The 26,471-nt window shown below is 67.7% G+C and carries 21 protein-coding genes and 2 tRNA genes; 18 read left to right on the top strand and 5 right to left on the bottom strand.

The features are described 5' to 3' along the window. The first annotated feature begins 327 nt into the window (after window positions 1-327). From RVX_RS10185 to RVX_RS10145, 9 genes are all read left to right on the top strand, one after another. The gene (locus RVX_RS10185) at window positions 328-1,947 is read left to right on the top strand and encodes an efflux transporter outer membrane subunit (RefSeq protein ID WP_116305763.1); all 1,620 of its coding nucleotides are present in this window, start codon (window positions 328-330) and stop codon (window positions 1,945-1,947) included. 38 nt (window positions 1,948-1,985) lie between these two features. After that, complete coding sequence (locus tag RVX_RS10180; RefSeq protein WP_116305762.1) at window positions 1,986-3,221, top strand: efflux RND transporter periplasmic adaptor subunit; 1,236 nt, start codon at window positions 1,986-1,988, stop codon at window positions 3,219-3,221. A 30-nt stretch (window positions 3,222-3,251) separates the two neighbouring features. Beyond that, entirely contained in the window at window positions 3,252-6,392 is a 3,141-nt protein-coding gene (locus RVX_RS10175; protein ID WP_116305761.1) for an efflux RND transporter permease subunit, read from the top strand. Window positions 6,393-6,421: 29 nt separating this feature from the next. Then, window positions 6,422-7,081 (top strand): DUF3313 domain-containing protein, encoded by a 660-nt coding sequence (locus RVX_RS10170; RefSeq protein ID WP_420192305.1) that lies wholly within the window; start codon window positions 6,422-6,424, stop codon window positions 7,079-7,081. Between the two features lie 179 nt (window positions 7,082-7,260). Next, complete coding sequence (locus RVX_RS10165) at window positions 7,261-8,406, top strand: MlaE family ABC transporter permease (RefSeq protein ID WP_116305759.1); 1,146 nt, start codon at window positions 7,261-7,263, stop codon at window positions 8,404-8,406. Further along, the gene (locus RVX_RS10160) at window positions 8,403-9,329 is read left to right on the top strand and encodes an ABC transporter ATP-binding protein (RefSeq protein WP_116305758.1); all 927 of its coding nucleotides are present in this window, start codon (window positions 8,403-8,405) and stop codon (window positions 9,327-9,329) included. The genes RVX_RS10165 and RVX_RS10160 overlap by 4 nt, the downstream gene beginning before the upstream one ends. Then, entirely contained in the window at window positions 9,329-10,312 is a 984-nt protein-coding gene (locus RVX_RS10155; protein WP_116305757.1) for an MlaD family protein, read from the top strand. Before RVX_RS10160 ends, RVX_RS10155 begins: the two co-directional genes overlap by 1 nt. Beyond that, complete coding sequence (locus tag RVX_RS10150) at window positions 10,312-10,959, top strand: PqiC family protein (RefSeq protein WP_230404539.1); 648 nt, start codon at window positions 10,312-10,314, stop codon at window positions 10,957-10,959. Before RVX_RS10155 ends, RVX_RS10150 begins: the two co-directional genes overlap by 1 nt. A gap of 47 nt (window positions 10,960-11,006) precedes the next feature. Beyond that, entirely contained in the window at window positions 11,007-12,155 is a 1,149-nt protein-coding gene (locus RVX_RS10145; protein WP_116305756.1) for a GGDEF domain-containing protein, read from the top strand. Window positions 12,156-12,216: 61 nt separating this feature from the next. Here RVX_RS10145 and RVX_RS10140 read toward each other — a convergent pair. After that, window positions 12,217-12,292: transfer RNA gene (locus RVX_RS10140), tRNA-Thr, on the bottom strand. A gap of 528 nt (window positions 12,293-12,820) precedes the next feature. On the opposite strand from RVX_RS10140, the gene RVX_RS10135 reads away from it, so the two are divergent. Next, complete coding sequence (locus RVX_RS10135) at window positions 12,821-14,170, top strand: coiled-coil domain-containing protein (protein WP_230404538.1); 1,350 nt, start codon at window positions 12,821-12,823, stop codon at window positions 14,168-14,170. A 183-nt stretch (window positions 14,171-14,353) separates the two neighbouring features. On the opposite strand, the gene RVX_RS10130 is transcribed toward RVX_RS10135, so the two are convergent. Both RVX_RS10130 and RVX_RS10125 read right to left on the bottom strand, forming a co-directional pair. Further along, window positions 14,354-15,184, bottom strand: coding sequence for a UPF0280 family protein (locus RVX_RS10130; protein WP_230404536.1), 831 nt, complete (start codon window positions 15,182-15,184; stop codon window positions 14,354-14,356). A gap of 72 nt (window positions 15,185-15,256) precedes the next feature. Continuing rightward, window positions 15,257-15,901, bottom strand: a complete 645-nt coding sequence (locus tag RVX_RS10125; RefSeq protein WP_116305754.1) for a class I SAM-dependent methyltransferase — start codon at window positions 15,899-15,901, stop codon at window positions 15,257-15,259. A gap of 445 nt (window positions 15,902-16,346) precedes the next feature. Here RVX_RS10125 and argF point away from each other — a divergent pair, with 445 nt between their 5' ends. The 5 genes from argF (at window position 16,347) to RVX_RS10100 (ending at window position 21,383) form a co-directional block, all read left to right on the top strand. Beyond that, window positions 16,347-17,249, top strand: coding sequence for an ornithine carbamoyltransferase (argF, locus tag RVX_RS10120; RefSeq protein WP_116305753.1), 903 nt, complete (start codon window positions 16,347-16,349; stop codon window positions 17,247-17,249). 91 nt (window positions 17,250-17,340) lie between these two features. Beyond that, complete coding sequence (locus RVX_RS10115; RefSeq protein ID WP_116305752.1) at window positions 17,341-18,546, top strand: argininosuccinate synthase; 1,206 nt, start codon at window positions 17,341-17,343, stop codon at window positions 18,544-18,546. 115 nt (window positions 18,547-18,661) lie between these two features. Further along, window positions 18,662-20,044, top strand: coding sequence for an argininosuccinate lyase (argH, locus tag RVX_RS10110; protein WP_116305751.1), 1,383 nt, complete (start codon window positions 18,662-18,664; stop codon window positions 20,042-20,044). A 172-nt stretch (window positions 20,045-20,216) separates the two neighbouring features. Then, a complete protein-coding gene (locus RVX_RS10105) occupies window positions 20,217-20,837 on the top strand; it encodes a hypothetical protein (RefSeq protein ID WP_116305750.1) in 621 nt (206 codons plus the stop codon). 279 nt (window positions 20,838-21,116) lie between these two features. Then, entirely contained in the window at window positions 21,117-21,383 is a 267-nt protein-coding gene (locus RVX_RS10100) for an RNA recognition motif domain-containing protein (RefSeq protein ID WP_007528059.1), read from the top strand. A gap of 207 nt (window positions 21,384-21,590) precedes the next feature. On the opposite strand, the gene RVX_RS10095 is transcribed toward RVX_RS10100, so the two are convergent. Further along, a complete protein-coding gene (locus RVX_RS10095; protein ID WP_116305749.1) occupies window positions 21,591-21,803 on the bottom strand; it encodes a hypothetical protein in 213 nt (70 codons plus the stop codon). Between the two features lie 503 nt (window positions 21,804-22,306). Then, window positions 22,307-22,400 (bottom strand) — tRNA-Sec (locus RVX_RS10090). A 329-nt stretch (window positions 22,401-22,729) separates the two neighbouring features. On the opposite strand from RVX_RS10090, the gene ftsH reads away from it, so the two are divergent. Genes ftsH through cdaA form a run of 3 tightly spaced genes read left to right on the top strand, consistent with a single transcriptional unit; the run spans window position 22,730 to window position 26,471 of the window. Continuing rightward, window positions 22,730-24,793: an ATP-dependent zinc metalloprotease FtsH gene (ftsH, locus tag RVX_RS10085; protein WP_116305748.1), complete on the top strand. Its 2,064-nt coding sequence runs from the start codon at window positions 22,730-22,732 to the stop codon at window positions 24,791-24,793. Next, the gene (folP, locus tag RVX_RS10080; protein WP_116305747.1) at window positions 24,793-25,728 is read left to right on the top strand and encodes a dihydropteroate synthase; all 936 of its coding nucleotides are present in this window, start codon (window positions 24,793-24,795) and stop codon (window positions 25,726-25,728) included. The genes ftsH and folP overlap by 1 nt, the downstream gene beginning before the upstream one ends. Further along, complete coding sequence (gene cdaA / locus RVX_RS10075; RefSeq protein ID WP_116305746.1) at window positions 25,728-26,471, top strand: diadenylate cyclase CdaA; 744 nt, start codon at window positions 25,728-25,730, stop codon at window positions 26,469-26,471. The genes folP and cdaA overlap by 1 nt, the downstream gene beginning before the upstream one ends.

Raw genomic sequence — 26,471 nt, 5'->3', positions numbered from 1 at the left:
TTCGTCGTCCGTGTCCTCGTGCATCCGGAATTCCCTGCGCCGCATCATTTCTTGCGGGCGACGGGATGCGCGCGCGCAATACTGCGTCACGGCAGTGAAAGGCCACGGCGTGGCCGCGATATGTGTCCTGCCGGGCATGATGTGCGTGTGGGCGTGCCGCAGCGCGGGGCAGAGGGGCGCTTTTCCCCCGGTTTCGCCTTTCGCTCGGCAGTTTTTTTGCTGCGTGACGGGATGTTGCGAAAATCTAATTGCCCGAAGTTGGCGGCGGGCGGATAACAAAAGCAGAGTCATCCTTGTCCCATCCTCCTGCGGAAAAGAGGAGAGCCCATGACGCTGCCCGCCCGCGCTCTCGTTCAGGGGACACCAGAGCCCGCCGTGACCGGTGTTTCCCGCTGTCTGCCGCTCCTGTTTCTGCTCCTGCTGTCCATGCTTGCCGCATGCGCCAAGGTGGGGCCCGACTTCAGCACGCCGGACGCCGCCATGCCCGCAACCTGGCAGGATGGCGCGGTTCTGGGCGCCGCCTCTGGCCGAGAGGTAAGCGAGGAGTGGTGGCGCACCTTTGGCGACGCCACTCTGGACGGGCTGGTGGCCGAGGCGCGCGGCGGCAACCTTTCGCTGCACGTGGCCGCGCTGCGGGTGCTGGAAGCCCGCGCCCGCCTGGGCGTTGCCGTGGGCAACCTCTACCCGCAACGCCAGCAGGCCACCGGCGGGCTGACCTGGACCCACCCCAGCGACCGCGCGCCCACCGCCCCCCAGCCCGGCACGGGCAGGAACAACCCCGACTACGTGCAGACCAGCGTGGGGCTGGACGCGGCGTGGGAACTGGACTTCTGGGGCAAGTACCGGCGCGGCGTGGAAGCGGCCGACGCCGATCTGCGCGCCGCCGCCGCCGATTACGAGGCCGCCATGGTGGCCCTGACGGCGGATGTGGCGCAGTCGTACGTGCTCTACCGCACCCTGCAACAGCAACTGGCCATCGCCGACAACAACGTGGCCATCCAGCGCGAAAGCCTGCGCATCGCCACGGCGCGCTTCAACTACGGGGCCACCAGCGAACGCGACATGCGCCAGGCCCTTTCCCTGCTGCGCGATACCGAGGCCAGCATCCCCAGCCTGGCCCATTCCCTGCGCCAGGCCCGCAACGCGCTGTGCGTCCTGTTGGGCAAGCCGCCGCAGGATATCTCCGCCCGACTGGGCCAGGCCCCCATTCCCATGGCCCCGCCCGGCGTGGCGCTGGGCATTCCCGCAGACCTGCTGCGCCGCAGGCCCGACGTGCGCAAGGCCGAATACGCCGCCGCCGGGCAATGCGCCCGCCTGGGCGTGGCCAAGGCCGACTTCTACCCGGCCATCTCCCTGGGCGGCTTCGTGGGGTTCACCGCCAGCAGCGTGGGCGCGTTCAGCACGGGCGACACCTTCTCGCACGGGTTCACGGCCTACGGCGGCCCCGGCCTTACCCTGCCGCTGTTCAACTACGGGCGCATCGTCAACAACGTGCGGGCGCAGGACGCCCGGTTCCAGCAGGCGCTGGTGGCCTACCGCGACACGGTGCTTTCCGCCCTGGGCGAAACCGAGGACGGCATCGACCGCTACCTCAACGCGCAGGGCAGGGCGGCACTGCTGGCCGAAAGCGCCGCCGACGCCGCCCGCTCGCTGGAACTGGCCATGGTCCAGTACCAGGAGGGCTCCACCGACTTCACCACGGTGCTCACCGCCGCGCGCGACCTTTCCACCCGACAGGACGCCCTGGCCCAGGCCGGGGGCGAGATAAGCCAGAGCCTGGTGGCCGTGTTCAAGGCGCTGGGCGGCGGCTGGCGCACCCTGCCCGAGGGCGGTCCCATTCCGCTCGAAACGCTGCGCGCAATGCGCGCCCGCACCGACTGGGGCGCGCTGCCCGAAGAGCACGGGGCCGTGCCCGCCGGTGGCGACGTGCGCCTGCCCGACCTCTAGAAGCCCACGGAACACACCCCGTTCGCATGGAGATTCCGATGACGCGCCATCCCTTCGTTTTTCAGCTTCTGCGCCCGGCGTTGCTGGCCCTGCTTTCCGCCCTCGCCATCATCCCCCTTGCCGGGTGCGATTCGCGCAACGCCTTCGTGCCGCCCCCCGCGCCGAAAGTGACGGTGGCCCCCCCCAAGGTCGGTCCGGTGATCGATTACATGGAGTTCACCGGCACCATCGCCCCGGTGGAGTCGGTGGACATCACCGCCCGGGTCACCGGCGTGCTGCGCACCGCGCAGTTCCGCGACGGAACCCTGGTCCGCAAGGGCGACCCGCTGTTCCTCATTGAGCCGGAACCGTTCCAGGCCGCCCTGCAGCGGGCCGAGGCCGAACTGGAAGTGCAGCGCGCCTCCCTGGACCGGGCCGAGACCGAACTGGCCCGCAGCCGCAAGCTGCTCGCGGAAAAGGCCGGGTCCGAGTCGGACGTGGTGCGCTGGCAGCAGCAGCGCGACAGTTCCAAGGCGGGCATAAGCCGGGCCAGCGCCCAGATCGAGACGGCCCGCATCGACCTTGGCTACACGCGCATCACCGCGCCCTTCGACGGCCAGATGACCCGCCGCCTGGTGGACCCCGGCAACGTGGTGGGCCCCGGCGCGGTGACCAAGCTCGCCACCATCGTCCGGCGCGACCAGGTGCACGTGTATTTCAACATCAACGAGCGCGACCTGCTGCGGCTCATGGGCGACAAGCCCCAACACGCCAAGAACGGCAAGACCGGAGCGCCGCCGGAACTGGCGCTTGAACTGGCCCTGGCCGACGAGGAAGCCTTTCCGCACGCGGGCAAGCTGGACTACGCCGACCCCACGGTAGACCCCTCCACCGGCACGCTGCTGCTGCGGGGCATCTTCCCCAACGCCGGAGGGCGGCTGGTGCCCGGCCTGTACGCGCGCATCCGGGTTGCCATGGGCAAGCGCGACGCGGCGTTGCTGGTGCCGGAACGCGCCCTGGGACAGGACCAGTCCGGTTCGTACGTCATCGTGGTCAATGCGCAGAACGTGGCCGAGCAGCGTCCGGTGAAGCTGGGAGCGCTGCACGAAGGCTACCGGGTGGTGGAAAAGGGGGTAACGGCCCAGGACCGCGTGGTGGTCAACGGCATGCAGCGCGCCCGGCCCGGAAGCACGGTGGATCCGGTGACTGCCGACGCGGCCGCCCCCGGTGCGGGCCAAGGCGGCAAGGGAGACGGCAAGGGAGAAGGCAAGCCCGCCGCCAGGCCCGCCAGCTAGAGGCGCCACACCACCACCAGCGAGGCCGCCATGTTCGCCAAGTTCTTCATCGACCGCCCCATCCTTTCCAACGTCATCGGCATCGTGCTGATCCTCATCGGCGTCGTGTCGCTGATCATGCTGCCCATTTCGCAGTACCCGGACATCACCCCGCCCACGGTGGAGGTGAAGGCCATCTACCCCGGCTCCAACTCGCTGGTGCTGGCCGACGTGGTGGGCGCGCCCATCGAGCAGGAGGTCAACGGCGTCGAGGACATGTTGTACATGTCATCCAAGAGCGCCAACGACGGCACCTACACCCTCACCATTACCTTCGCCCTGGGCACCGACATCGACATGGCCACGGTGCTGGTCCAGAACCGGGTCAACGTGGCCATGGCCCGCCTGCCCGACGAGGTGAAGCGCCAGGGCGTGACGGTGAAAAAGAAGTCCACCGCCATCCTTCAGGTGGTCACGCTTACCTCGCCCGATGGCAGTTATGACGACCTGTTTCTGAGCAACTTCGCGTCGTTGCGCGTGCGCGACGAGTTGGCCCGCATCCCCGGCGTGGGCGAGGCCGTGGTGTTCGGCGCGGCCAGCTATTCCATGCGCGTGTGGCTGGACGCCCCGCGCCTGAAAAGCCTGGGCCTGGCCACCAAGGACGTGGTCAACGCCATCAGCGAACAGAACGTGCAGGTGGCCGCCGGGCAGATCGGCGCGCAGCCCGCGCCGGACACCCAGAACTTTCAGTTCACGGTGCAGACGCAGGGGCGGCTTTCCAATGTTTCTGAATTCGAGGACATCATCATCCGCACGGCAACGGGCGGCCCCACCGGGCGCACCGTCCGGGTGCGGGACGTGGCCCGCGTGGAGCTGGGCGGGCAGACCTACGACCTGTACGCCCAGAAGAGCGGCAAGCCCGCCTCGCTGGTGATCATCTACCAGTTGCCGGGGGCCAACGCGCTGGACGTGGCGCAAAAGGTCACCGCCACCATGCAGCGCCTGGGCAAGGAATTTCCGTCCGGCGTGGCCTGGGACATTCCCTACGACACCACCCGCTTCGTCGAGGCGGCCATCGAGCAGGTGTACCATACCCTGTTCGAGGCGGCCGTGCTGGTGCTGGCGGTGATCCTGATCTTCCTGCAGGACTGGCGGGCCACGCTGGTTCCCGCCACCGTGGTGCCCATCACCATCCTTGGCGGGTTCATGGCCATGATGGCCCTGAGCTTCTCGGTGAACCTGGTCACCCTGTTCGGCATCATCCTGGCCATCGGCATCGTGGTGGACGACGCCATCATCGTGGTGGAAGGGGCGGCGCACCACATGGAGCACGGCGATTCGGCGCGCGACGCCACCGTGAAGGCCATGGTGCAACTGTTCGGCCCCATCATCGGCATCACCCTGGTGCTGTCGTGCGTGTTCCTGCCCGCGTCGTTCATGTCGGGCATCACCGGGCAGCTGTACCGCCAGTTCGCGCTGGTCATCGCCTCCACGGCGCTGGTCAGCGCGCTGCTGGCCGCCACCATGACCCCCGCCCAGTGCGCCCTGTTCCTGAAGCCCATCGTGCCGGGGCGCAACGCCTTCTACCGGGGCTTCAACAAGGTGTACGACGCGGTGGAGCGTTTCTTCGTCGCGCTGCTGAAGACCATGGTGCACCACGCCTGGACCACCATGCTGGTCTTCGTGGGGCTGATCTCGCTCACCTTCTGGTTCTTCACCTCGCTGCCCACGGGCTTTCTGCCCGACGAGGACCAGGGCTACGCGCTGGTGGCGGTGCAACTGCCGGGCGCGTCATCGCAGTCGCGCACCCGCGAGGTGACCGCCAAGCTCGACGCCATCCTTGCCGAAACACCGGGCGTGGCCAGTTGGATCACCTTCGGCGGCATGTCCATCCTGAACAACGCCAACACCCCCAACTCGGCCACGGTCTTCGTCATGTACAAGGACTGGTCCGAACGGGGCGACCTGACGCAGGACAAGCTGGTGGCCGACCTGCGCCGCAAGGCCGGGGCCATCCAGGAAGGCATGGTCATGGTGGTCACCCCGCCGCCCATCCAGGGGCTGGGCAACGCGGGCGGCTTCGAGATGATGGTGCAGGACCGTGCCGCCACGGGGGCGCAGGCGCTGGAAAACGCGGCCTACGAGATGATGGGGGCGGGCCGGGGCCAGTCGGGCCTTTCCGGCGTGGCCACCACCTACACCGCGCGCACCCCGCAGCTGTACGTGGACGTGGACCGCACCAAGGTCAAGGACCACGGGGTGCAGCTGAGCGACGTGTTCAGCACCATGCAGGCCTATCTGGGTTCGTCCTACGTCAACGACTTCAACAAGTTCGGCAAGGCGTACCAGGTGCGCGTGCAGGCCGACAGCCGTTATCGGCTGGAGGCCGGGGACATAGGGCAGCTCGAGGTGCGCAACGCCGACGGCCGCATGGTGCCCCTGGGGGCCGTGACCAACGTGCGCGACGTGGTGGGGCCCGACGTGGTGACCCGCTACAACCTGTACCCGGCCGCCTCATTGATAGGATCCGCCGCGCCTGGCTTCAGTTCCGGGCAGGCGTTGAGTCTGATGGAAGGCATGGCCAAGCGCACCCTGCCGTCCACCATGGGCTTCGAGTGGACCACCATGGCCTATCAGGAAAAGGCCACCGGCAACGAGGCCTTCGCGGTGTTCGGCCTGGCGGTGCTGCTGGTGTTCCTGGTGCTGGCCGCCCAGTACGAAAGCTGGTCGGCCCCGGCGGCCATCATCCTGGTGGTGCCGCTGGCGCTTTTGGGCACCTGCATCGCCGTGTCCGCGCGCGGCATGGACAACAACGTCTACACCCAGATCGGCATCGTGCTGCTTATCGCGCTGGCCAGCAAGAACGCCATCCTCATCGTGGAATTCGCGCGGGAATTGCGCATGCACAAGGGCATGTCCATCCCCGAGGCCGCCGTGGAGGGCGCGCGCGCCCGGCTGCGGCCCATCCTGATGACCTCGTTCGCGTTCATCCTGGGCGTGGTGCCGCTGCTCACCGCCTCGGGCGCGGGATCCGCCAGCCAGCGGGCGCTGGGCACGGCGGTGTTCGGGGGCATGCTGGCCTCCACCTTCCTCGCCGTCATGTTCGTGCCGGTCTTCTTCACCGTCATCCAGCGCCTGAGCGAACGCGGCAGCCCGCCGAGCCCCAAGGCGCAACCCGACAACACCCACTAGGAGGAGTCATGGCCGTTCCGTCCCGCATCATGTCGTGTATCGCCCTTGTTCTGCTGCTTGCGGTCACCGGCTGCGCGGCGCACAAACTGGACGCGAAGCCCTCGGGCTTCCTCAAGGACTACTCCAAGCTGTCCAAGGGGCGCGATGACCAGGCCGGGCTGGTCTGGATCAAGTCCGGCATCAACGCCAAGGACTATGACGCCGTGGTCATCGACCGGCCGAAGGCGTGGATCAAGCCCGACGCGCCGTTCAAGGGTGTGGACGCCAAGGAGCTGGACGAACTGCTGACCTTCTTCGGCGACGCCCTGGTGCGCGAGGCGGGCAAGAGCTACCGCGTGGTGGCGGAACCCGGCCCGCGCGTGCTGGTGCTGCGCACCGCCCTTACCGACATTGTGCCCGGCGATCCCGTAAGCGGCACCCTGACCTCCATCGTGCCCATCGGCATCGCGGTGTCCGGCGCCACCCGCGCCGTGAGCGGCGAGCACATCGGCACGGGCGAGGCATCGGTGGAAATGGAAGTGCTGGATGGGGCTACTGGCACCCAGCTAGCCGCGTCCGTGGACCGGCGCAGCGGCACCAAGGCCCCCCTGCGCGGCTCCATGCAGGATGCCAGGGATGCGTGCGAGTTCTGGGCAGCGCGGCTGGGCAAGCGACTGGCCGAATTCAAGGCGGGCAACCTGCGTCCGTAGGACCGGCAATACCGCAGGGCCACATGTACGGCCCGGAAGAAGGATTGCGGCGGCATGACCGCTGCTGGCGCGTGTTCTCCACCCCGGCAGAATCCGGGGCATAGCCGCCCGGAAACGGCACGCCCGGCTGTGACCGCTCCCGGCTCCTACACCCTGTAGCGCCATTACCCGGATGCGCCATGCCACCGCACGCCACACTCACCGTCTCCAGTTCCGGCACGCAAGGGGGCATCCTGCTGCGCCTTGCCGTGGGCGGGGCATGGAACCTTGCCGCCCCGCTGGCTGGCGCGGCCCGGACATCGGCCATGGCCAGGCTGCAGGAGCCGGGCGTGGCCGCCGTATCCCTGGCCGCCGAAGGGCTGGGCGACTGGGACAGCAGCCTCGCCATCTTCGTGGCCGGGGTGATCCGCGCCTGCCGCGAACGCAACCTTTCGGTGGACACCAGCGACCTGCCCGCCGGGCTGACCCGGCTGGTGGACCTTGCCTTCGCCGTGCCCGAGCGCGCCGGGGCCGCCCGCAGCGATGCACGGCCCGGCCTTTTCGAGCGCATCGGCGCGAAGGTGCTGGAACTGCCCAAGCCCGTGGGCAGCGTCCTTGATTTCATCGGCGAGGTGGCGTCCGCGCTGGCCCGCCTTGCGCGCGGCCGGGCGGACATGCGGCCGCGCGACCTGTTGCAGTTCATGTCCGAAAGCGGTTCCGCCGCGCTGCCCATCGTCTCGCTGATCAGCCTGCTGGTGGGGCTCATCCTGGCCTTCGTGGGCGCGGTGCAACTGCGGGTGTTCGGCGCGCAGATCTACGTGGCCAGCCTGGTGGCCATCGCCATGGTGCGGGTGATGGGGGCCATCATGACCGGCATCACCATGGCCGGGCGCACGGGTGCATCCTATGCGGCCATCCTGGGCACCATGCAGGTCAACGAAGAGGTGGACGCCCTGGCCACCATGGGCCTGCGCCCGGTGGAACAACTGGTGCTGCCGCGCCTGCTGGCCCTGGTGGTGATGCTGCCGCTGCTGACCATCTACGCCGACCTCATGGGCATGGCGGGCGGGTTCATCGTGGGGGTGTTCATGCTGGACCTGAACCCCATGGAGTACCTGATCGCCACGCAGGAGGCCATGACCATGGCCAACGTGTGGATAGGCATCACCCACGGGGCGGTGTTCGGCGTGGTGGTGGCGCTGTGCGGCTGCTACCACGGCATGCGCTGCGGCCGCAGCGCCTCGGCCGTGGGCGCGGCCACCACGGCGGCGGTGGTCAGCGGCATCGTGTCCATCATCCTGTGCACCGCGTTCATCACCGTGGCCTGCGAGGTGCTGGGCATATGAACCAGACCACGCCATCTTCCGCCATCCAGCCCCCCGCGCCGCACATCCGGGTGCGCGACCTGACCGTGGCCTACGGCTCGTTCGTGCTCATGCGCGGGCTGAACTTCGACATCGGGCGCGGCGACATCTTCATCATCATGGGCGGCAGCGGCTGCGGCAAATCCACCCTGCTCAAGGTGCTGGTGGGGCTGAAGCAGCCCGCCTCGGGCACCGTGCAGTACGGCAGCACAGACTTCTGGGGCGGCCCCCCGGCCGTGCGCGACGCGGTGATGCGCCGCGCGGGCATCCTGTACCAGAGCGGCGCGCTGTGGAGCTCCATGACCCTGGCGGAAAACGTGGCCCTGCCGCTGGAGCAGTACACCAGGCTTTCGCGCGCCGAGATCGCCGACATCGTGTCCTTCAAGCTGGCCCTGGTGGGGCTGGCGGGCTTCGAGCGGTTCTACCCCTCGGAGATCAGCGGCGGCATGCGCAAGCGCGCCGGGCTGGCCCGGGCCCTTGCGCTGGACCCGGAAATCGTCTTCTTCGACGAGCCCTCGGCCGGGCTGGACCCGGTGAGCGCGCGGCTGCTGGACGACCTGATCCTGGAATTGCGCGAGAGTCTGGGCACCACCATCGTGGTGGTCACCCATGAACTGGCGTCCATTTTCGCCATCGGCACCAATTCGGTGTTCCTGGACGTGGAAACGCGCACCATGACCGCTGGCGGCAACCCCAACGACATCCTGCGCGAGGCGCGCGACCCCAAGGCCGTGCGCTTCCTGACCCGTGGCGAATCCTCCATGGGCGCGGCGCGCAGGCCCGGCCCCGTGACGGGGGCAGCGCCACCGGACGGGGCACCCCCGGCCGGACCGGAAGAAACGGGCGCGACGGAGGAAGTCGGCATCGGACCGGATGCACCATCCTGCGGCAAGGAGGAACGGTAATGGCGCGCGAAGCCAACAAGGCCATGCTCGGCGCGTTCGTGGTGGGGGCGCTGGCGCTGCTGGCGGCGGCGGTGCTGCTGTTCGGCTCCGGCAGGTTCATGAAGGACCGGCCGCAACTGGTGCTCTACTTCAAGGGGTCGGTGCGGGGGCTGAATATCGGCGCGCCCGTGGTCTTCCGGGGCGTGCCCATAGGCAGCGTGACCGAAATCCGGCTGCTGCACGACCCCGATACCCTGGAATTCTTCATTCCGGTGTTCATTGAGTTCGATCCGGAGCGCATCCTGAACATGAAGGATGGCACCGTGGTCAAGCGACAGGCGGACGGCAAGGTGCTGGACCTGCTGGTGGAAAAGGGCATGCGGGCGCGGCTGGCGTTGCAGAGCTTCGTCACCGGACAGTTGATGATCGAGGTCGACTTCGAACCCGGCAGCCCGCTGGTGCTGCGCGGCGACGGAACCCTGCGCGAAATCCCCACGTTGCCCTCGCCCATGGAGGAGTTGACCCGCACGCTCCAGAACCTGCCCATCGAAAGCATCATGGCGCAGTTGAACGAAGCGGTGACCGGGCTGAACAAGCTGGTGAACTCGCCGGTGGTGTCGGATACGGCCGCCAGCCTGAACGACACCCTGAAGGAAGTGCGCCAGTTGGCCGCATCCCTGAACGCCCAGGTGGCCCCCCTTGGCCAGTCCGTGACCGGGGCGGCGCAACGCTACGGCGCGCTGGCGGACAAGCTGGACCGGCAACTGCCGGACACCCTGGCCCAGGCCACCCAGACCCTGAAGTCGCTGGCGGCAGCGTCCGCGCGGGCCGAGTCGGCCCTGGCCGCCGCCCACGGAACCATCCGCGACGATTCGCGCACCATGACCGAGGTGCAGCAGGCCCTGCGCGAGATGGGCGGCGCGGCCCGGTCGCTGCGGGCCTTGGCCGAGTATCTGGAACGTCACCCCGAGGCCTTGCTGCGAGGCAAAGGAGAGTATCGCTGATGAACGCCGCTTCGCTTTGCCATCGTCCCGTGCCGACGGTTCCGTGGATGCCATCGCTGGCCCTTCTGCTGGCGCTGCTGGCCTGTCTGTTGTTGGCCGGTTGCGCGGGCAGCAGCGCCGCCACGCGGTTCTATCTGCTCTCGCCTCCGGCGGGGGGCAGTGCACGCGTCTTGCCTGTCGCGCCCCAGGCGCGGGTGGCGGTGGGGCCGGTGAACGTTGCCTCGTATCTTGACCGTCCGCAGATCGTCACCCGCGAGGGCGACGGCGTGCGGCTGGGGCTGGCGGAATTCGACCGCTGGGCCGAGCCGTTGGCCGAAAGCCTGCCCCGCGTGCTGGCCGAAGACGTTTCGCGCTCGCTGGGCGGCGAGCACGTGCTGGTGTTTCCCGGCGTAAAGGCCGACGACGCCGACATCCGCGTGACCGTGGATGTGATCCGGCTGGACGGCAGCCTTGGCGGCACGGTGGTGCTGGACGCCTGGTGGGCGCTGCTGGATCGTTCGGGCGCCACGTTGCGCCGTGGCCGGATGGTCGAGCGACGGCCCGCCGGTGATGACTATGCCGCCCTGGTCACGGCCCAGAGCGGGCTGACGGCGGCCCTTGCCGACACCGTGGCGGCGGCCGTGCGCGAGGTGTTGCCCCGCCGCTGAACGCCGCCGCGCACCTGTGGCCCACAACGACCACGGAGGAACGGCTCATGGCCTCTCTTTCCCTTGCGCTGTGCGTGTTGTGCGCCGTCACCGTGGCGCTGCTGCTGGTGCACGGCCATCTGGACGGCGACGGGCACGACCTGCGTCTGCTGGCGTGGGGCAAGGGCGTGCAGGCCGCGGGCTGGCTGGGCTTCGGCCTGGCCACGGCGGCGTCGGACGTGATGCCGCCGTTCCGGTTTCTGTTGCTGGTGGGGCTGGGATTCGAGGCGCTGGCCATCGTGCGGGTGCGCACCGGTCGTCCGTCGAAGTTGCTGCCAGTGCTTGCGGGGGTGGTGACGCTGCATGTGCTATTGGCCGTTGCCGTGGCCGGGCGGCCCTTCGAGGTGCGGGCCTTTGTGCAGTCCATGGCGGCGGCCGTGCTGTTTCTGCCCGGCGGGGTGCTGCTGCTCACCACGCGCAACGTGGCGTCGCGGCGGCTGCATGGCGCTACCGGCGGCGCGTACCTGGCCTTGGCTGCGTTCACGTTCCTGCGGGGCGGGTACCTGCTGGCCCGGCACGAGGGGGCGGACATTCCCGCCGTGCCGCATATGGAGATGGTCGGCTTGCTGCTGTTGCAGGCGCTGGCGTTCATCGGGTGCGTGTGGTTCGTGGTGGTGCTGCGCGAACGGTACGAGGCGCACATCCACCGCCTGGCCACCACCGATGCCCTCACCGGCCTGCACAACCGCCGCCACTTCCTGTCCGTCGTGGAGCCCGCCCTGGCCCTGGCCGCCCGTAAGGGCACGCCCGTGGGGGTGATCATCTTCGACGTGGACCATTTCAAACGGGTCAACGACACGCATGGCCACCCCATGGGCGATGCGGTGCTGCGCTGCATCGGTGCGGCGCTGCCCGCGCTGGTGCGCGGCTACGACGCCACCTGCCGCTTCGGCGGCGAGGAATTCGCCGCCGTGCTGCCCGACGCCGACGGCGCGGTGACCGACCTCGTGGGAGAACGCATCCGCCAGGGCATGGAACGGGCGGGGCTGGAGGCGGCGGAGCAGGGCAGGGGGGTGCCCTTCACCGTGAGCGTGGGTGCCGCGTGCCGGGTGCCGCGCGGCCCGCAGGACCTGGACGGCATGCTGGCCGAGGCCGATGCTGCACTGTACGAAGCCAAGCACGGCGGGCGCAACGCCTATCGGAGGCATGGCGTCTGACGGGGGATTGCCCGCGCACGAAAAGAGGGGTCAGGCTTGCGCCTGACCCCTTGCTTTTTTCTGGAGCCGGAGATGAGACTTGAACTCACGACTTGCTGATTACGAATCAGCTACTCTACCAACTGAGTTACTCCGGCTTTCACGCCCAGTCCGCGCCCTCGGGCCCGTCTGCGCGCGTGCTCGCGGCGGATGCCTCCGCCAGAAGCGAGATGTGCTAGTTATGGAAGTTGGCAAGGGAAGTCAAGCGGGTTGTGGGGCGGCAGCGGGTGCCATGTGGCGGGCGGCATGGGAACCGACAAGTATGGCGATGCCAGCCCGTGGTTGGCAGGAGTCCGTTGCCGGTGCGCAACCCTGCGACCTACCGTCCCGCAGTCCCTTGCCGGATGGGAGCCATAGCGCCCCAGTCTGATGCGTATCTCGCGCACCGCCTGCCGTCTCGCCCTACGGGCTTCCAGCAATCCACCTTTCTTGCCCGCCAGCCAGGGTGTGCACGGGCTCCCGCACCTACCCCGCTCGCGGCGGGGTTTTGCCTCTCCGCGTCGTGCCCGCGCAGTGTGACCGTCAATGTCCAAGGAATGTTGCACTACTAGCCGAAGGTTGTTGTACTATTTTCTAGAGAATATTTTTATGCGGATTTCTTGACAAAGTGCTCGTCACGCGCAACTGTGCAACAACAAGAACTGGAGCACTTCCCCATGATCCGCGAACTGCTGACCCTCCGCGAAATCGCCCGCCGCCTCGACGTGCCTCCCTCCAGTATCGCCTATTACAAGGACAGGTTCGCGCGCTTCCTGCCCGCCGGAGAAGGGCGGGGCAGGCGGCTGCGCTATCCCGTGCATGTGCTGGACATCTTCAGGGAGATCAGGAGCATGTACACGCGCAACGTGGCGGCGGAACAGATCGAGGAACGGCTGGAGGAGTTGACGGCGATGCTGTCCGCGCAGGGCGGGCCGGGGGCGCAGGGTGGACAGCCCGGTGATCCCCACCGGCCCGCACGAACGGGCGGCGTTGACGGCGCGGGGGCGCGGGCATCCGGCGCGGGGGCGGAACCATACCGCCGGGAACGGCTCCAGGATTTCGACGGCAGCGCGGATGGCGGGACGCGGGGGTTCCCGCACGGCATGGCGCAAGGTCCGGATGGAGACCAGGCGGTGGAAGGGCTGCCCGGCATGCTCGACCGCATGGCCACGCTGTTGCAGGTGCAAGGGCACATGCTGGCGGAGCTTTCCAGCCTGCGCCGCCAGGTGGAGGAACTGCGCGCGGACCGCGACGCACTGCTGGCCGCCTTCGACGAGCGCGCGGCGCGGCTGGACGGCGCGTTGGAACTGCTGCGCCGCGAACGCGCCGAAGCCGTGACCCGGCTCGTGGATGACTACTACACCGCCGCCTCTGGAGCGGCGGGTGTCGGCTCCCGTGTCGATTCCGACGGAGGAACAGGAGCGAACCCCCACGCGGAGGCCTCTCCGACCGGATCAACCGCCGATGGAGATTTCTCTTCGGCCCAGTTCGAAGCCGCCGATGCCGGTCCCTCGTCTACCGAGGCCGGTGCATCCGGCGCGACGTCCGGCGGGGCGTCTGGCACAACGTCCGGCGCGACGTCCGACGAGACATCCGGCGGCAAGGGCGCTTCCTCCATGCCGCCTGCCGCCCTGTTCGAGCGGCCGCTGGTCATCCGGCGCAACGGCGAGTTCCTTGGCGTGTCCGGCAGGGACAAGGCGTTCACCCTGCGCGAGCTGCTGGCCCTGGTGGAACGCCACGCCGCGCGGCGGCACCGCGTGTCCATGGGGTGGGGGCGCTCCGGCTCCGCCTGGGTGCTGCGCATGACCACGGATGAACCGGCCATCGGCAGGCAGGGCGGCAGCCGCACCCACGAACTGACCTTGCAGCCGGTCACCACGCCCAGCGGCAACCTGGTCACCCGGCTCTCGCGCCTCGCCATCAACGGCGATACGGTTCCGGACCGTTTTCTTTTGGAATTGTTCAGGAATATCCGGGAAAGCTACGAGGCCCGATAGGGCGTAGCGCGGGCGTAACAAGCCATAGGCGGCATGTGGCCTCCGCGCCGTTTGGCCGTGCGAGGGGCGGCTGTCCACGCGTGTCGTCTGTGGGCTGGACAGTGCGTCCGCTTCGCGGCGTCCCGTCCCCGGCCTCGCCTTCGAGTGCGTGTCGCCGCCCTTCCGGCTACTCGCCGCCCCCATCTACGCGACGGCAAGCTCCATGTTGCCCCAAATGCCCACGCGCCCGCCGCATTGGGCGTACACTCCCTCTATGCCCAGGTGCGCCATGGCCGCCGCGCGCTCGGTCACGCGGGCCACGTCGTCCGGCCCTTGCAGCATGTTGCCGAACAGGGTGGCCGCCGCGTCGGCCAGGCTGGCGTCGCGCGCCCGCACCGCCGCGATGTCGCCAACGCCCAGGCTGAGCGAATGGCCGATGGTGGCCGACGACGAGCACAGCGACACCGGGCAGTCCGCCGCCTTCACCACCACGCCGATCATCTCGCCGCTGGCCGGGTCGGGCAGCAGGCCCACCACCCGGTCGCGTCGGGAGCAGATGTAGATGTCCCCGCCATTCTCCACGATGATGTCCGGCGACACCGGGGCAAAGCGCTCCGCCACCATCTGGGCCACGGTGCCCGCCACGGCGGCGAAGGGGCCAACCCCGGCGATGTCGGCCCCGTGCGCCATTCGCCGCGCCACCTCCGGCGCGCTGTCGGGCGTGGGCACGGGCACGAGGCTGGTGCGAAAGTCTGGCGCAAGCAGCATCCACGCCTTGATCTGGCCGCGCAGTTCGGTGACGTAGGCGGCGATCCGGTCGGGCAGGTCGGCCAGGTCTGGCAGACCGGGCAGACCGGCGTGTGCGGTCACCCACAGGTCGGTTTCCTCCACCACCACCTGAAAGACCACCTCGTCCGCGTGACGGGCGGTGCGCTTGCGGTAGCCGCGCACGTGGTCGGTGTGCACGGTGATGGTTTCCGGAGTGGTGGGCGCGATGGGCGCGGTGCGTTTCTTGGGGGTGCGGCTGATGCTCATGGCGCGGTTTCACCACAGGGGCGGGCGGGCGTCAATCGGGACGGGGCTTCGCGAAGCCACCGTGCGGACAGGTCAGGGACGCTTGTCTCCCCTTACCCAGAGAACGTACTGTTCGTCGGGGACCAGTGTTCTGGCTAGTTTGTTTTCATGGAGAAATTTGTAGGGGTTCTGCGGATGCTTTATGGCTGCGCGGTAGGACGTGACGTGTAGCCTGTGGAGCAGGTTTCTACGGATGATGTCTTCCGTCAGGGTCTGGGGCTCGCAGTCCGTCGTGGGTTCGTGCAGGTTGAAGCTGCCGATGAACGTTCCCCCGGGCTTGAGAACGCGCAGCACTTCGGTGGCCATTTGCGCAAAGTCGTCCACGTGGTCCATTGCATTGAGGGTAAACATGATGTCCACGAAGTCGTCAGGCAGGGGAATCGTCCGTTCCGTGGATGTCACGTACACCATGCCGTGCCGCAGCATGACATCCGCAAATGCGTCGATGTAGGTCGACGCAAGAACGTCGATGCCTATCCGCAGCGCCGGACATTGCGTCCACGCAAGGCTGCCGCGTGGCCCGCAACCGAAGTCGGCCACGATCTTGCCCCGCATGAAGTCGTCGTCCGGTTCTCCGGCAAGGTGCAGCATGCGTCCGGCGTAGTGGGCGTTGCTGAACGTGTGCCCTTCGCCGACAAATGTGGCCTGCCAGTATGAAAATTCGTTTTGGTATTTCATGTGGGTGGCGGGGCATGCGTATGGGGGGCGGCAGGATATCCGCCGTGCCTTCACTGCGCGTTCTTTACAAAACTTAATGGCACACGTTCTGCGCTAATTCAATTTGAAACGCGCTGTTCGGGTGTCGCCCTATGACTCCTCTTGGGTGGGATGCTCGCCGGAGGGGGGCATGGGAGCGCAATCCCGGCGTTCTAAGATTTCTGACTGGCAGAACGCAGGGGCGCGCAGCGGTTGCCCCATGAATGAGAGCCCTGCGAGCTTGCGTGGCGAAACGCGGGGGGAGAGGGCGCGGCGGCACTTAGCTGGCCCTTCCCTCTTGCGCCCCTCCGGCCCGTGTCTTCCCCGGTCCCCGGACGGGCTGCATTCTTTACAAGCGGCGGGCTTTGAGGCTAGGAAACCCTTTTCCGCATCACGTTCCGCAGTGCCGCAACACAAGGATGGAGCCATGCCCAGACATTTCAAGCGAATCAGGGACCTCGGCTACGAGGGCGCCTGGAAGCTGCTGCAACGCGCCAAGGAAATGAAGGACACCGCCTACCGGGGCAAGATCATGGAAGGCAAGACCGCCATCCTCATCTTCGAGAAGGCGTCCACCCGCACGCGCGTGTCCTTCGAGATGGCGGTGCGCCACCTTGGCGGCTCCACCATCTTCATGACCCCGGCGGAAAGCCAGCTTGGCCGCTCCGAACCCCTGCGCGACACGGCCCGCGTGCTCTCGCGCTATGCCGACTGCATGGTGGTGCGTACCTTCGGCCAGTCGAAGATCGACGAACTGGCCGAATACGGCTCCATCCCCGTGGTCAACGCCCTCACCGACGAAGGGCACCCCTGCCAGGTCATGGGCGACGTGCTGACCATGTACGAGCGCACCCCCGACCTTTCCAAGGTCCGCGTGGCCTGGGTGGGCGACGGCAACAACATGGCCAATTCGTGGATCGAGGCGGCCATCTATTTCCCGTTCGAGCTGTTCATGGCCTTTCCCGAAGGCTACGAGCCCGACCGCGACCTGCTGGGCTTCGCCATGCAGGCCGGGGCCAAGATATTCCTGACGCACGACCCGCTCATGGCGGTGGACGGCGCGCACTACGTGAACACCGACGTGTGGGCCTCCATGGGCCAGGAAGAGGAGCAGAAGAAGCGCGAGGCCGCCTTCAAGGGCTATTGCGTCGATTCGGCCATGATGGCCCTTGCCGCGCCCGACGCCAAGTTCATGCACTGCCTGCCTGCCCACCGGGGCGAGGAAGTGACCGACGAGGTCATGGAAAGCCCGGCGTCCATCATTTTCGACCAGGCAGAAAACCGTCTGCACATCCAGAAGGCCATTCTGGAATGGGCGCTTTCGGAATAACACCGCGCCACGGCACGTGCCGCGCGACGCATACCGCACAACATACCGCACAACATACCGCATAACTACCGCACAACGGGGCTGAAACGACATGGCCAAGGCTATCAAGAAGGTCGTGCTCGCCTATTCCGGCGGGCTGGACACGTCGGTGATCCTGAAGTGGATCGCCGTCACCTACGGCTGCGAGGTGGTGACCCTTACCGCCGACCTCGGGCAGGAAGAGGACCTGGACGGCGTTGACGCCAAGGCCCTGCGCACTGGCGCCACCCGCGCCTACGTGGAAGACCTGCGCGAGGAATTCGCGCGCGACTTCATCTTTCCCATGATGCGCTCCGGCGCGGTGTACGAGGGCCGCTACCTGCTGGGCACCTCCATCGCTCGTCCGCTCATCGCCAAGCGCCTGGTGGACATCGCCCGCGCCGAAGGCGCGCAGGCCGTGGCCCACGGGGCCACCGGCAAGGGCAACGACCAGGTGCGCTTCGAGCTTACCGTCAACGCCCTGGCCCCCGACTTGGACGTGATCGCCCCATGGCGCATCTGGGACCTGCGCTCGCGCACCGACCTTACCGCCTTTGCGGAAAAGCATGGCATTCCCCTGTCCACCTCGTCCAAGCAGTACAGCATGGACCGCAACATGCTGCATTGCAGCTTCGAGGGTGGCGAGTTGGAAGACCCGTGGTGCGAACCCGGTCCCAACAGCCACGTCATGGCCGTGCCCGTGGAACAGGCCCCGGACACGCCGGAATACATCACCATCGAGTTCAAGAAGGGCGATGCGGTGGCCGTCAACGGCGAAGCCATGAGCCCGGCCACCATCATCCGCACCCTGAACACCATTGCGGGCAGGCACGGCATTGGCCGCCTGGACATGGTGGAAAACCGCTTCGTGGGCATCAAGTCGCGCGGGGTGTACGAAACCCCCGGCGGCACCGTGCTGCACATCGCCCACCGCGACCTGGAAGGCATCTGCATGGACCGCGAATCCATGCACCTGCGCGACCAGATGATTCCGCGCTACTCCGAGGCCGTGTACAACGGCTTCTGGTTCGCGCCGGAGCGCGAGGCCATGCAGGCCTTCATCGACAAGACGCAGGAAACCGTCAACGGCACCGTGCGTCTCAAGCTGTACAAGGGCAACGCTTACCCGGTGGGCCGCACCTCGCCCAACACCCTGTACTGCCACGACCTGGCCACCTTTGAAGACTGTGCCACCTACGACCACGCCGACGCCGCGGGCTTCATCAAGCTGCAGGGCCTGCGCGTGCGCGGGTATGCGCAGCGGGTGAAGAAGGGCTAGACGCTCCGTCCGGAGGGGTGCCCCTTCGGCGGTCAATATGTTCAGCATGTTCCGTGGGGCCTCCCGTATGGGGGGCCTTACGCGTACCAAGCCGCCGCAACGGCAGGGACCAGCAATGGCCGAAAAGAAGATGTGGGGCGGGCGGTTCCGTCAGGCCACCGCCGCCCTGGTCGAGGAATACACCCAATCCGTCTCGTTCGACCGGGCCCTGTACGCGCAGGATATCGCGGGCTCCAAGGCGCACGCGCGCATGCTGGCGAAGCAGGGCGTGCTGACGGCGGACGAGGCCGCGCGCATCGTGGAAGGGCTGGACATGGTGCTGGCCGAGATAGAGGGCGGCGCCTTTGTCTGGCGGCGCGAACTGGAAGACGTGCACATGAATATCGAAAGCCGCCTCACCGAACTGGTGGGCGACGTGGGTAAGAAGCTGCACACCGGCCGCAGCCGCAACGACCAGGTGGCGCTGGATTTCCGTCTGTTCGTGTCCGACCGCATCCGCGCCTGGCGCGGCCTTGCGCGCGACCTGGTCGGCGTTCTGGCGGAACGCGCGGGCGAGCACGCAACCACGCTGCTGCCCGGCTGCACCCATATGCAGCCCGCCCAGCCGGTAAGCCTTGGGCACCACCTGCTGGCCTATGCGTGGATGCTGCGCCGCGACGCCGAACGCCTGGCTGACTGCGACCGCCGGGCGCGCGTGTGCCCGCTGGGCGCGGCCGCGCTGGCGGGCACCACCTATCCGCTGGACCCGGCCTTCGTGGCCGAGCAACTGGACATGTACGGCACCTTCCGCAACAGCATGGACGCCGTGTCCGACCGCGACTTCGTGCTCGAATCGCTGTTCTGCGGGGCGACGATCATGGCCCACCTGTCGCGGCTGTGCGAGGAAATCATCATCTGGGCCAACCCGGCCTTCGGCTTCGTGCGGCTGCCCGACGCCTACGCCACGGGTTCGTCCATCATGCCCCAGAAGAAGAACCCCGACGTGGCCGAGATCATGCGCGGCAAGACGGGGCGCGTGTACGGCGCGCTGACCGCCATGCTCACCACGGTGAAGGGCCTGCCCATGACCTACAACCGCGACATGCAGGAGGACAAGGAACCGTTCCTCGACTGCGACCGCACCGTATCGGCGTCGCTGGAGATCATGGCGGGCATGCTGCGGGAACTGGGCTTCAATGAAGGGCGCATGCGCGCCGCGTTGCGCGCGGGCTTCCTGAACGCCACCGAACTTGCCGACTACCTGGTGGGCAAGGGCATTCCCTTCCGCGAGGCGCACCACCTGACCGGGGCCGCCGTGGCCCTGGCGGAGGAACGCAACGTCACGCTGGAGGAACTGCCCCTGGCCGACCTGCAGTCCATCTGCGACCGCATCGGCGACGACGTGTACCCCGTGCTCGACCCGGCGGCCGCCGTGGCCCGGCGCGAAATGCCCGGCGGCACCGGCCCCGCGTCCGTGGCGGCGCAGTTGGCAGAACTGGCCGACTGGCTGGAAGACTAGAACCATGCGTCATTGCGTCATGGACCGCTTGTCCTCATGGCGTAAACAGCCCCAGCTACCCTCATAGGCCAGATCGCCGATCAACGACCTGAAAGCGGGCCGCCTTCCGGCAGGGGGGCGGCCCGCCGCAACATGGCCCGGCGCATTGTGGCACGGGTCGCACAAGGATGACATGCAACGCAACAAGAAGCTCATCCCCGCACTACTGTTGGCCGTGCTGTTCAGCTGGGCGCTGTACAACCTGCTGGCCGTCTCCGGCCTGCTGCCCGGCAGCGGCCAGGTGACGGAGCAGGGTGACGACGGCTCTGCCCTGCTGTCCGCCGAACTCAAGGCCGAGGTAACGGCCCTGAACACGGCGGACGAGACGGCATCGGACAACGAATGGATGGCCATGGTCACCCAGGCCTCCAGCGGCAGATACTACAAGGATGCGCGTGACCAGGCGCTGACCCTGGCCGCCTCGCGCGCGCTGGAGGCGGGCAAGTTCGCCGTGGCCATCACCGCCGCCGAGGTCATGTACCGGCCCGAACCGCGCGAGGATGTGCTGCAGGCGGTGGTGCGCGAGGCGGCCAAGACCCGCGCCACCATCAAGTATTCCGTGCGCGCGGCGCGCAACCTCGCGAAGCTGGAGCAGCGGCGCGCGGCCAACGCCTTCATCGTCCAAGCCTACGAGACGCTGGCGAAGGGCGGGCAACCGCAGGACGCCGGGGCCGGACACGCCGGAAATGCCGGAGAACCGGCAGCGCCGGGGGCCGCCGGGCTGACCGTGGGGCCTGCCGGAGTGGGGCAGTAGCAAGGGACGTTTGATGGGGGTGCGGATATAGGCTTGGGGTAGCCGGGCGAGGTCGCAACGTTTTCAGGCGGAATTGTGACAGATTCTACTTGACCGCCCGGAAAACTCCGACTAATTCTCCAATCGTGTCGGTCGATGCTCCGGGTGTGCCGTGCGTCGGGATCGGCACGGGCTTGTGGCAAGAGTTTCGGCGAGTCGATAGGCATCCCACCTACAGAGTTTCTGCCCGATCTTTCGCACGAGCGAACCCCCCCATTTTCCCTGCAAGGAGTTTTCCTGATGTCCAAGTCTCTGTATGTGGGCAACCTGCCTTTCTCCGCCTCCGAAGACGAAATCCGCGACCTGTTCTCCCAGCACGGCCAGGTGCTCAGCGTGAAGCTGATCTCCGACCGTGAAACCGGCCGTCCCCGTGGCTTCGGCTTCGTCGAAATGGAAGCCGCCGACGCCAGCAGCGCCGTGGAAGCCCTGAACGGCTACTCCTTCGGCGGCCGCGCCCTGAAGGTCAACGAAGCCCAGCCCCGCGCTCCCCGTCCGCCCCGCTGGTAACACCGGCGCCCCGACGTCCGCAGTGACGCCCGCAGTGACATCCGCCCGCTGACGTCAGCCTGACGCGGGTCCACGCGGATACGCAGCAATCACAAGGCCCGCCTCGCCGGAATTCCGGTCGAGGCGGGCCTTTTTCGTTTGCGTGCTGAATGGCAATGAAAAACGCGCGGGCGACCAGCGGCGGGCGGAGGATGGCGGCTGCGCGCGTCAGTGCAGCTCAGGAAACTCCGCTGAAAGGATGCGCCGCAGGGGGCCGTCGGCGTGCATCCGTTGCAATGCCCGGTTGATTTCGGGCAGGCGGGCGGCCAGCGGTGAGCTGCGGGAAAAGGCCATGTGCAGCGGGTAGCTGCGCACGGGCCGGTCCGCCTCGCCCACGGCGGCATCCAGGTCGGGCTGACTGGGCCGATAGGCTTCGTCCACCGTGCCGTTGTTCAGTCACAGGTCCATGCGCCCGGTGCGCAACTTGGCGAAATTGTTTTCGTTCAAGGGGCGTGCTCGACGGACAGTCGCGCCCCCCTCCGTCACCGAGGGCAACGGAGTACGGCGGGTAGACGGTGTTCAGCAGCAGAAAAGCACCGCAGGGTCCGACGCCCGCCGAGGGCTTGGCGTCTTCGTTGGCGAGCGCCGATACGGGGGCGGCACCCTGCACGGTCAGGGCAAGCCAGAGCCGCACGTTCAGCGCGCAGTCGGCGCGCGGGGGCCGGAACGGACGTGGCGAGACGTGCACGGGGGGGAGGATGCCATGACGGGCCTGCTGCTGGGGCGTCCGGTATGCTGGCGCGGGATTTGCGGCCTTGCGGGCCGGTGGCGCACGCGTTGGCGCCGTGCGCGCGGCGAATGCAAGTCAGGCCGGATTGGCGGACAAAAGTCGCAGGGGCGGGGAGACGATAAAAAAAGGCCCCGAAACCGGGGCCTTGGCATCGTGGCGGAAGCGTATAGGGGTCGAACCTACCATGGACATCTCTGCCCACCACCGGTTTTGAAGACCGGGCGCCACACCGGTGACGAAACGCTTCCACGAGGGTTCGGCGTATCTAGCAGAATCGCGCGGGCGCGGCAAGGGACTGGCGGCGTTGCGGACCTGCGGCGCCAGTCCGCAACGGGTATGGCGCGTCCGCCTTGCCCGCCGTCGCAGGGAAGGCTGGTGGGTGACGGCGTGCGCAGGCGCGTACGTGGGGGCTTGCGCTCTTTGGTCGGGTCCGTGATGGTGCAGGGCATGCCGCACGGTGCGGCTTGCCCGAAAAGCCGGGGAAAGTGCGCGCGCGCGCATTGTCAAATAGTTCCCGACGACTTAAAAAGAAGAATCGTCCGCACGACGGACGCTCACTTCCGCACGGAGGCCAGACTTGAACCAGTTTTCGCGCAATCTGATTCTCTGGGCGATCATCTCTTTGCTCATGGTCGTCCTGTTCAACCTGTTCAATCAGCCGCAGGGGACGCAGGCGCGTCTTACCTATACGGAATTCCTGCAGAAGGTCGAACGCGGCGAAGTGCTGCGCGTGACCATCCAGGGCCAGAAACTGGTGGGCGAAACCTCCGAGGGCAAGGCGTTCCAGACCTATGCCCCGCATGATCCCGAGCTGGTTTCGCGCCTCATCTCCCAGAAGGTCGAGGTGAAGGCGGAACCGCAGGAGGAAGCCCCCTGGTACATGACCCTGCTGGTTTCCTGGTTCCCCATGCTGCTGCTGATCGGCGTGTGGATATTCTTCATGCGGCAGATGCAGGGCGGCGGGGGCAAGGCCATGTCGTTCGGGCGTTCTCGCGCCCGCATGATCACGCCGGAATCGGCCCGCGTCACCTTCGAGGACGTGGCGGGCGTGGACGAGGCCAAGGAAGAACTGAGCGAAGTGGTGGAGTTTCTGTCCAACCCGCGCAAGTTCACCCGCCTTGGCGGGCGCATTCCCAAGGGCGTGTTGCTGGTCGGCCCCCCCGGCACCGGCAAGACCCTGCTGGCCCGTGCGGTTGCCGGTGAGGCGGGCGTGCCGTTCTTCTCCATTTCCGGTTCCGACTTCGTGGAAATGTTCGTGGGCGTGGGCGCATCGCGCGTGCGCGACCTGTTCATGCAGGGCAAGAAGAACGCGCCCTGTCTCATCTTCATCGACGAAATCGACGCCGTGGGCCGTCAGCGTGGCGCCGGCCTTGGCGGCGGCCACGACGAGCGCGAACAGACCCTGAACCAACTGCTGGTGGAGATGGACGGCTTCGAGTCCAACGAGGGTGTCATCCTCATCGCCGCCACCAACCGCCCCGACGTGCTGGACCCGGCCCTGCTGCGTCCCGGCCGCTTCGACCGCCAGGTGGTGGTGCCCACCCCCGACGTGCGGGGCCGCAAGCGCATCCTTGAAGTGCACACCCGCCGCACGCCCCTGGCCACCGGCGTGGAACTGGACGTCATCGCCAAGGGCACGCCCGGCTTCTCGGGCGCGGACCTGGAGAACCTGGTCAACGAGGCTGCCCTGCAGGCCGCCAAGGTGGGCAAGGACACCGTGGACATGGGTGACTTCGAGTACGCCAAGGACAAGGTGCTCATGGGCAAGGAGCGCCGCAGCCTCATCCTGAGCGACGAGGAAAAGCGCATCACCGCCTACCACGAGGCGGGCCACGCCCTGGCCGCCAAGCTGTTGCCCGGTTCCGACCCGGTACACAAGGTGAGCATCATTCCGCGCGGTCGCGCCCTCGGCATTACCATGCAGTTGCCGGAGGGCGACCGTCACGGCTACTCGCGCAGCTACCTGCTGAACAACCTGGCGCTGCTGCTGGGCGGCCGCGTGGCCGAAGAAGTGGTGTTCAACGACATCACCACCGGCGCGGGCAACGACATCGAGCGCGCCACCAAGATGGCCCGCAAGATGGTCTGCGAATGGGGCATGAGCGAGGCCATCGGCCCGCTGAACATCGGCGAGCACGGCGAAGAGGTGTTCATCGGCCGCGAATGGGCGCATTCCCGCAACTTCAGCGAGGAAACCGCCCGCCTGGTGGATGCCGAGGTCAAGCGCATCATCGAGGAGGCCCGGCAGCGCTGCCGCACCCTGCTCGAAGAGAACATCGACTCGCTGCACGCCATCGCCGGCGCGCTGCTGGAACGTGAAACCATCAGCGGCGCGGACATCGACATCCTGATGCGCGGCGAACCGCTGCCGCCGGAAAAGCCCAACAACCGGGGCACGGCCGGGGGCGTGGCCGCCCGCGCGGGGGAGCGCCCCGCGTCTGGCCAGGGCGACGCGGCGTCTTCAACCTCCGGCGCGCAGCCCGCACCCGGAACGGCGGGCACGGCCCCCAGGACCGCAGCGGACGCTGACGCCGCCGGGCGCGACGAATTCACCCTGGAAGCCGACGATTCCGGGTCCGACCGGGGCTCCGACAGGTCTGGCGACCGGTCGGGCGACGGCAGCGGCGAAGCGGGGCGTTGATGGCGACGGCTTTCGGCCACGCGCAACAGGCTATCTGGACCGTAAGGGGGGGAAGGGCGGTGACGCCCGCCCCCCCTGCTCCCTTTGGCTCCCCCGTTTCTCCGGTTTCCTTCGTCATCTTCGGCATCGTCAACGTCACGCCAGACTCGTTCCACGATGGCGGGCGCTACGTCTCGCACGAGGCGGCGGTCACCCACGCCCTGCGCTTGGCGGCGGAGGGGGCGCACGTGCTGGACATCGGCGGCGAATCATCGCGGCCCTACGCCGAGCCGGTGCCCCTGGAAGAGGAACTGGCGCGCGTGCTGCCCGTGGTGCGGGGCATCCGCGACGGGTACGCGGCCCGCGCGGGGGGCGGCGCTCCGCTGCTTTCGGTGGACACCTACAAGGCGGGCACGGCCGCGGCGGTGCTGGACGAGGGCGTGGACATCATCAACGACATTTCCGCATGCGCCTTCGACCCCGGCCTGCTCGACGTGCTGGCCCACTACAAGCCCGGCTACGTGCTGATGCACAGCCTGGGCCGCCCGGAAACCATGCAGGATGCCCCGTCCTATGCCAGCGTGCTCGATTCGCTGCTGGACTTCTTTCACGAAAAGATGGATGTGCTCGTGCGGGCGGGGCTGCCGGAGTCGCGCATCCTGCTTGATCCCGGCATCGGCTTCGGCAAGCTGACGGAACACAATTTCGAGATCCTGCGCCACATCGAACGCTTCAACGCCCTGGGGCGCCCCGTGCTGATGGGACTTTCCAACAAGTCGCTGTTCGGCGGGCTGCTGGACCTGGGGCAGGGGCAGCGCGGCGGCGCGACGCAGGTCGCCACGGCCCTGCTGGCCTCGCGCGGCGTGTTGTGCCACCGGGTGCACGACGTGGCGGAAACGGTGCGCACCCTGCGCCTTACCCAAGCCATGGCCCCCGCGCCACGGACGGAGAACTGATGCTGGGACTCGAGAACGTCACCGCCAACTGGCGCGACCTTCTGGACATAGCGCTGGTCACCGCGCTGTTCTACCGCATCATCGTCATGGTCAAGGACACGCGCGCCGTGTCGGCCATCTACGGGCTGCTGTTGCTGGTGGTCACCTATTTCGTGTCGCGCGAGCTTGGGCTGTACACGCTGGGGTGGCTGCTGGAGAGCTTTTTCGGTTCGTTGTTCCTGGTCATCATCGTGCTGTTCCAGCGCGACATCCGCCAGGCCCTCACAGACATGGGCGCGCGCAGCTTCTTTCGCAAGAAGACCACCGCCGACGACACCCTGAACGAGATCATCGGCGCGGCGCTGTACCTTGCCCAGCGCAAGATCGGCGCGCTCATCGTCATCGAGCGCAACGTGGCCCTGGGCGACATGATCGAGCGCGGGGTGAAGCTGGGTGCCGCGCTCTCGCGCGAGTTGCTCATCACCATCTTCTTTCCCAAGACGCCCCTGCACGACGGCGCGGTGATCATCCGCAAGGGCGAGCTGGCTGCGGCCGCGTGCATCCTGCCGCTGGCCACCGTGGACCGGCAGGACTTCGGAACCCGGCACCGCGCCGCGCTCGGCATCACCGAAGAAAGCGATGCCGTGGCGGTGGTGGTTTCGGAAGAGCGCGGGGCCGTCACCGTGGCCGTGGGCGGCAAGCTGACCACCAGCCTCGACGCCACGCGCCTGAAGCGCGTGCTCAAGAACATCCTGGAGAAGTAG

The organism is Nitratidesulfovibrio sp. HK-II (assembly GCF_003402415.2).
GTDB lineage: Bacteria > Desulfobacterota > Desulfovibrionia > Desulfovibrionales > Desulfovibrionaceae > Cupidesulfovibrio.
This window is presented reverse-complemented; position numbering and strand designations above follow the sequence as displayed.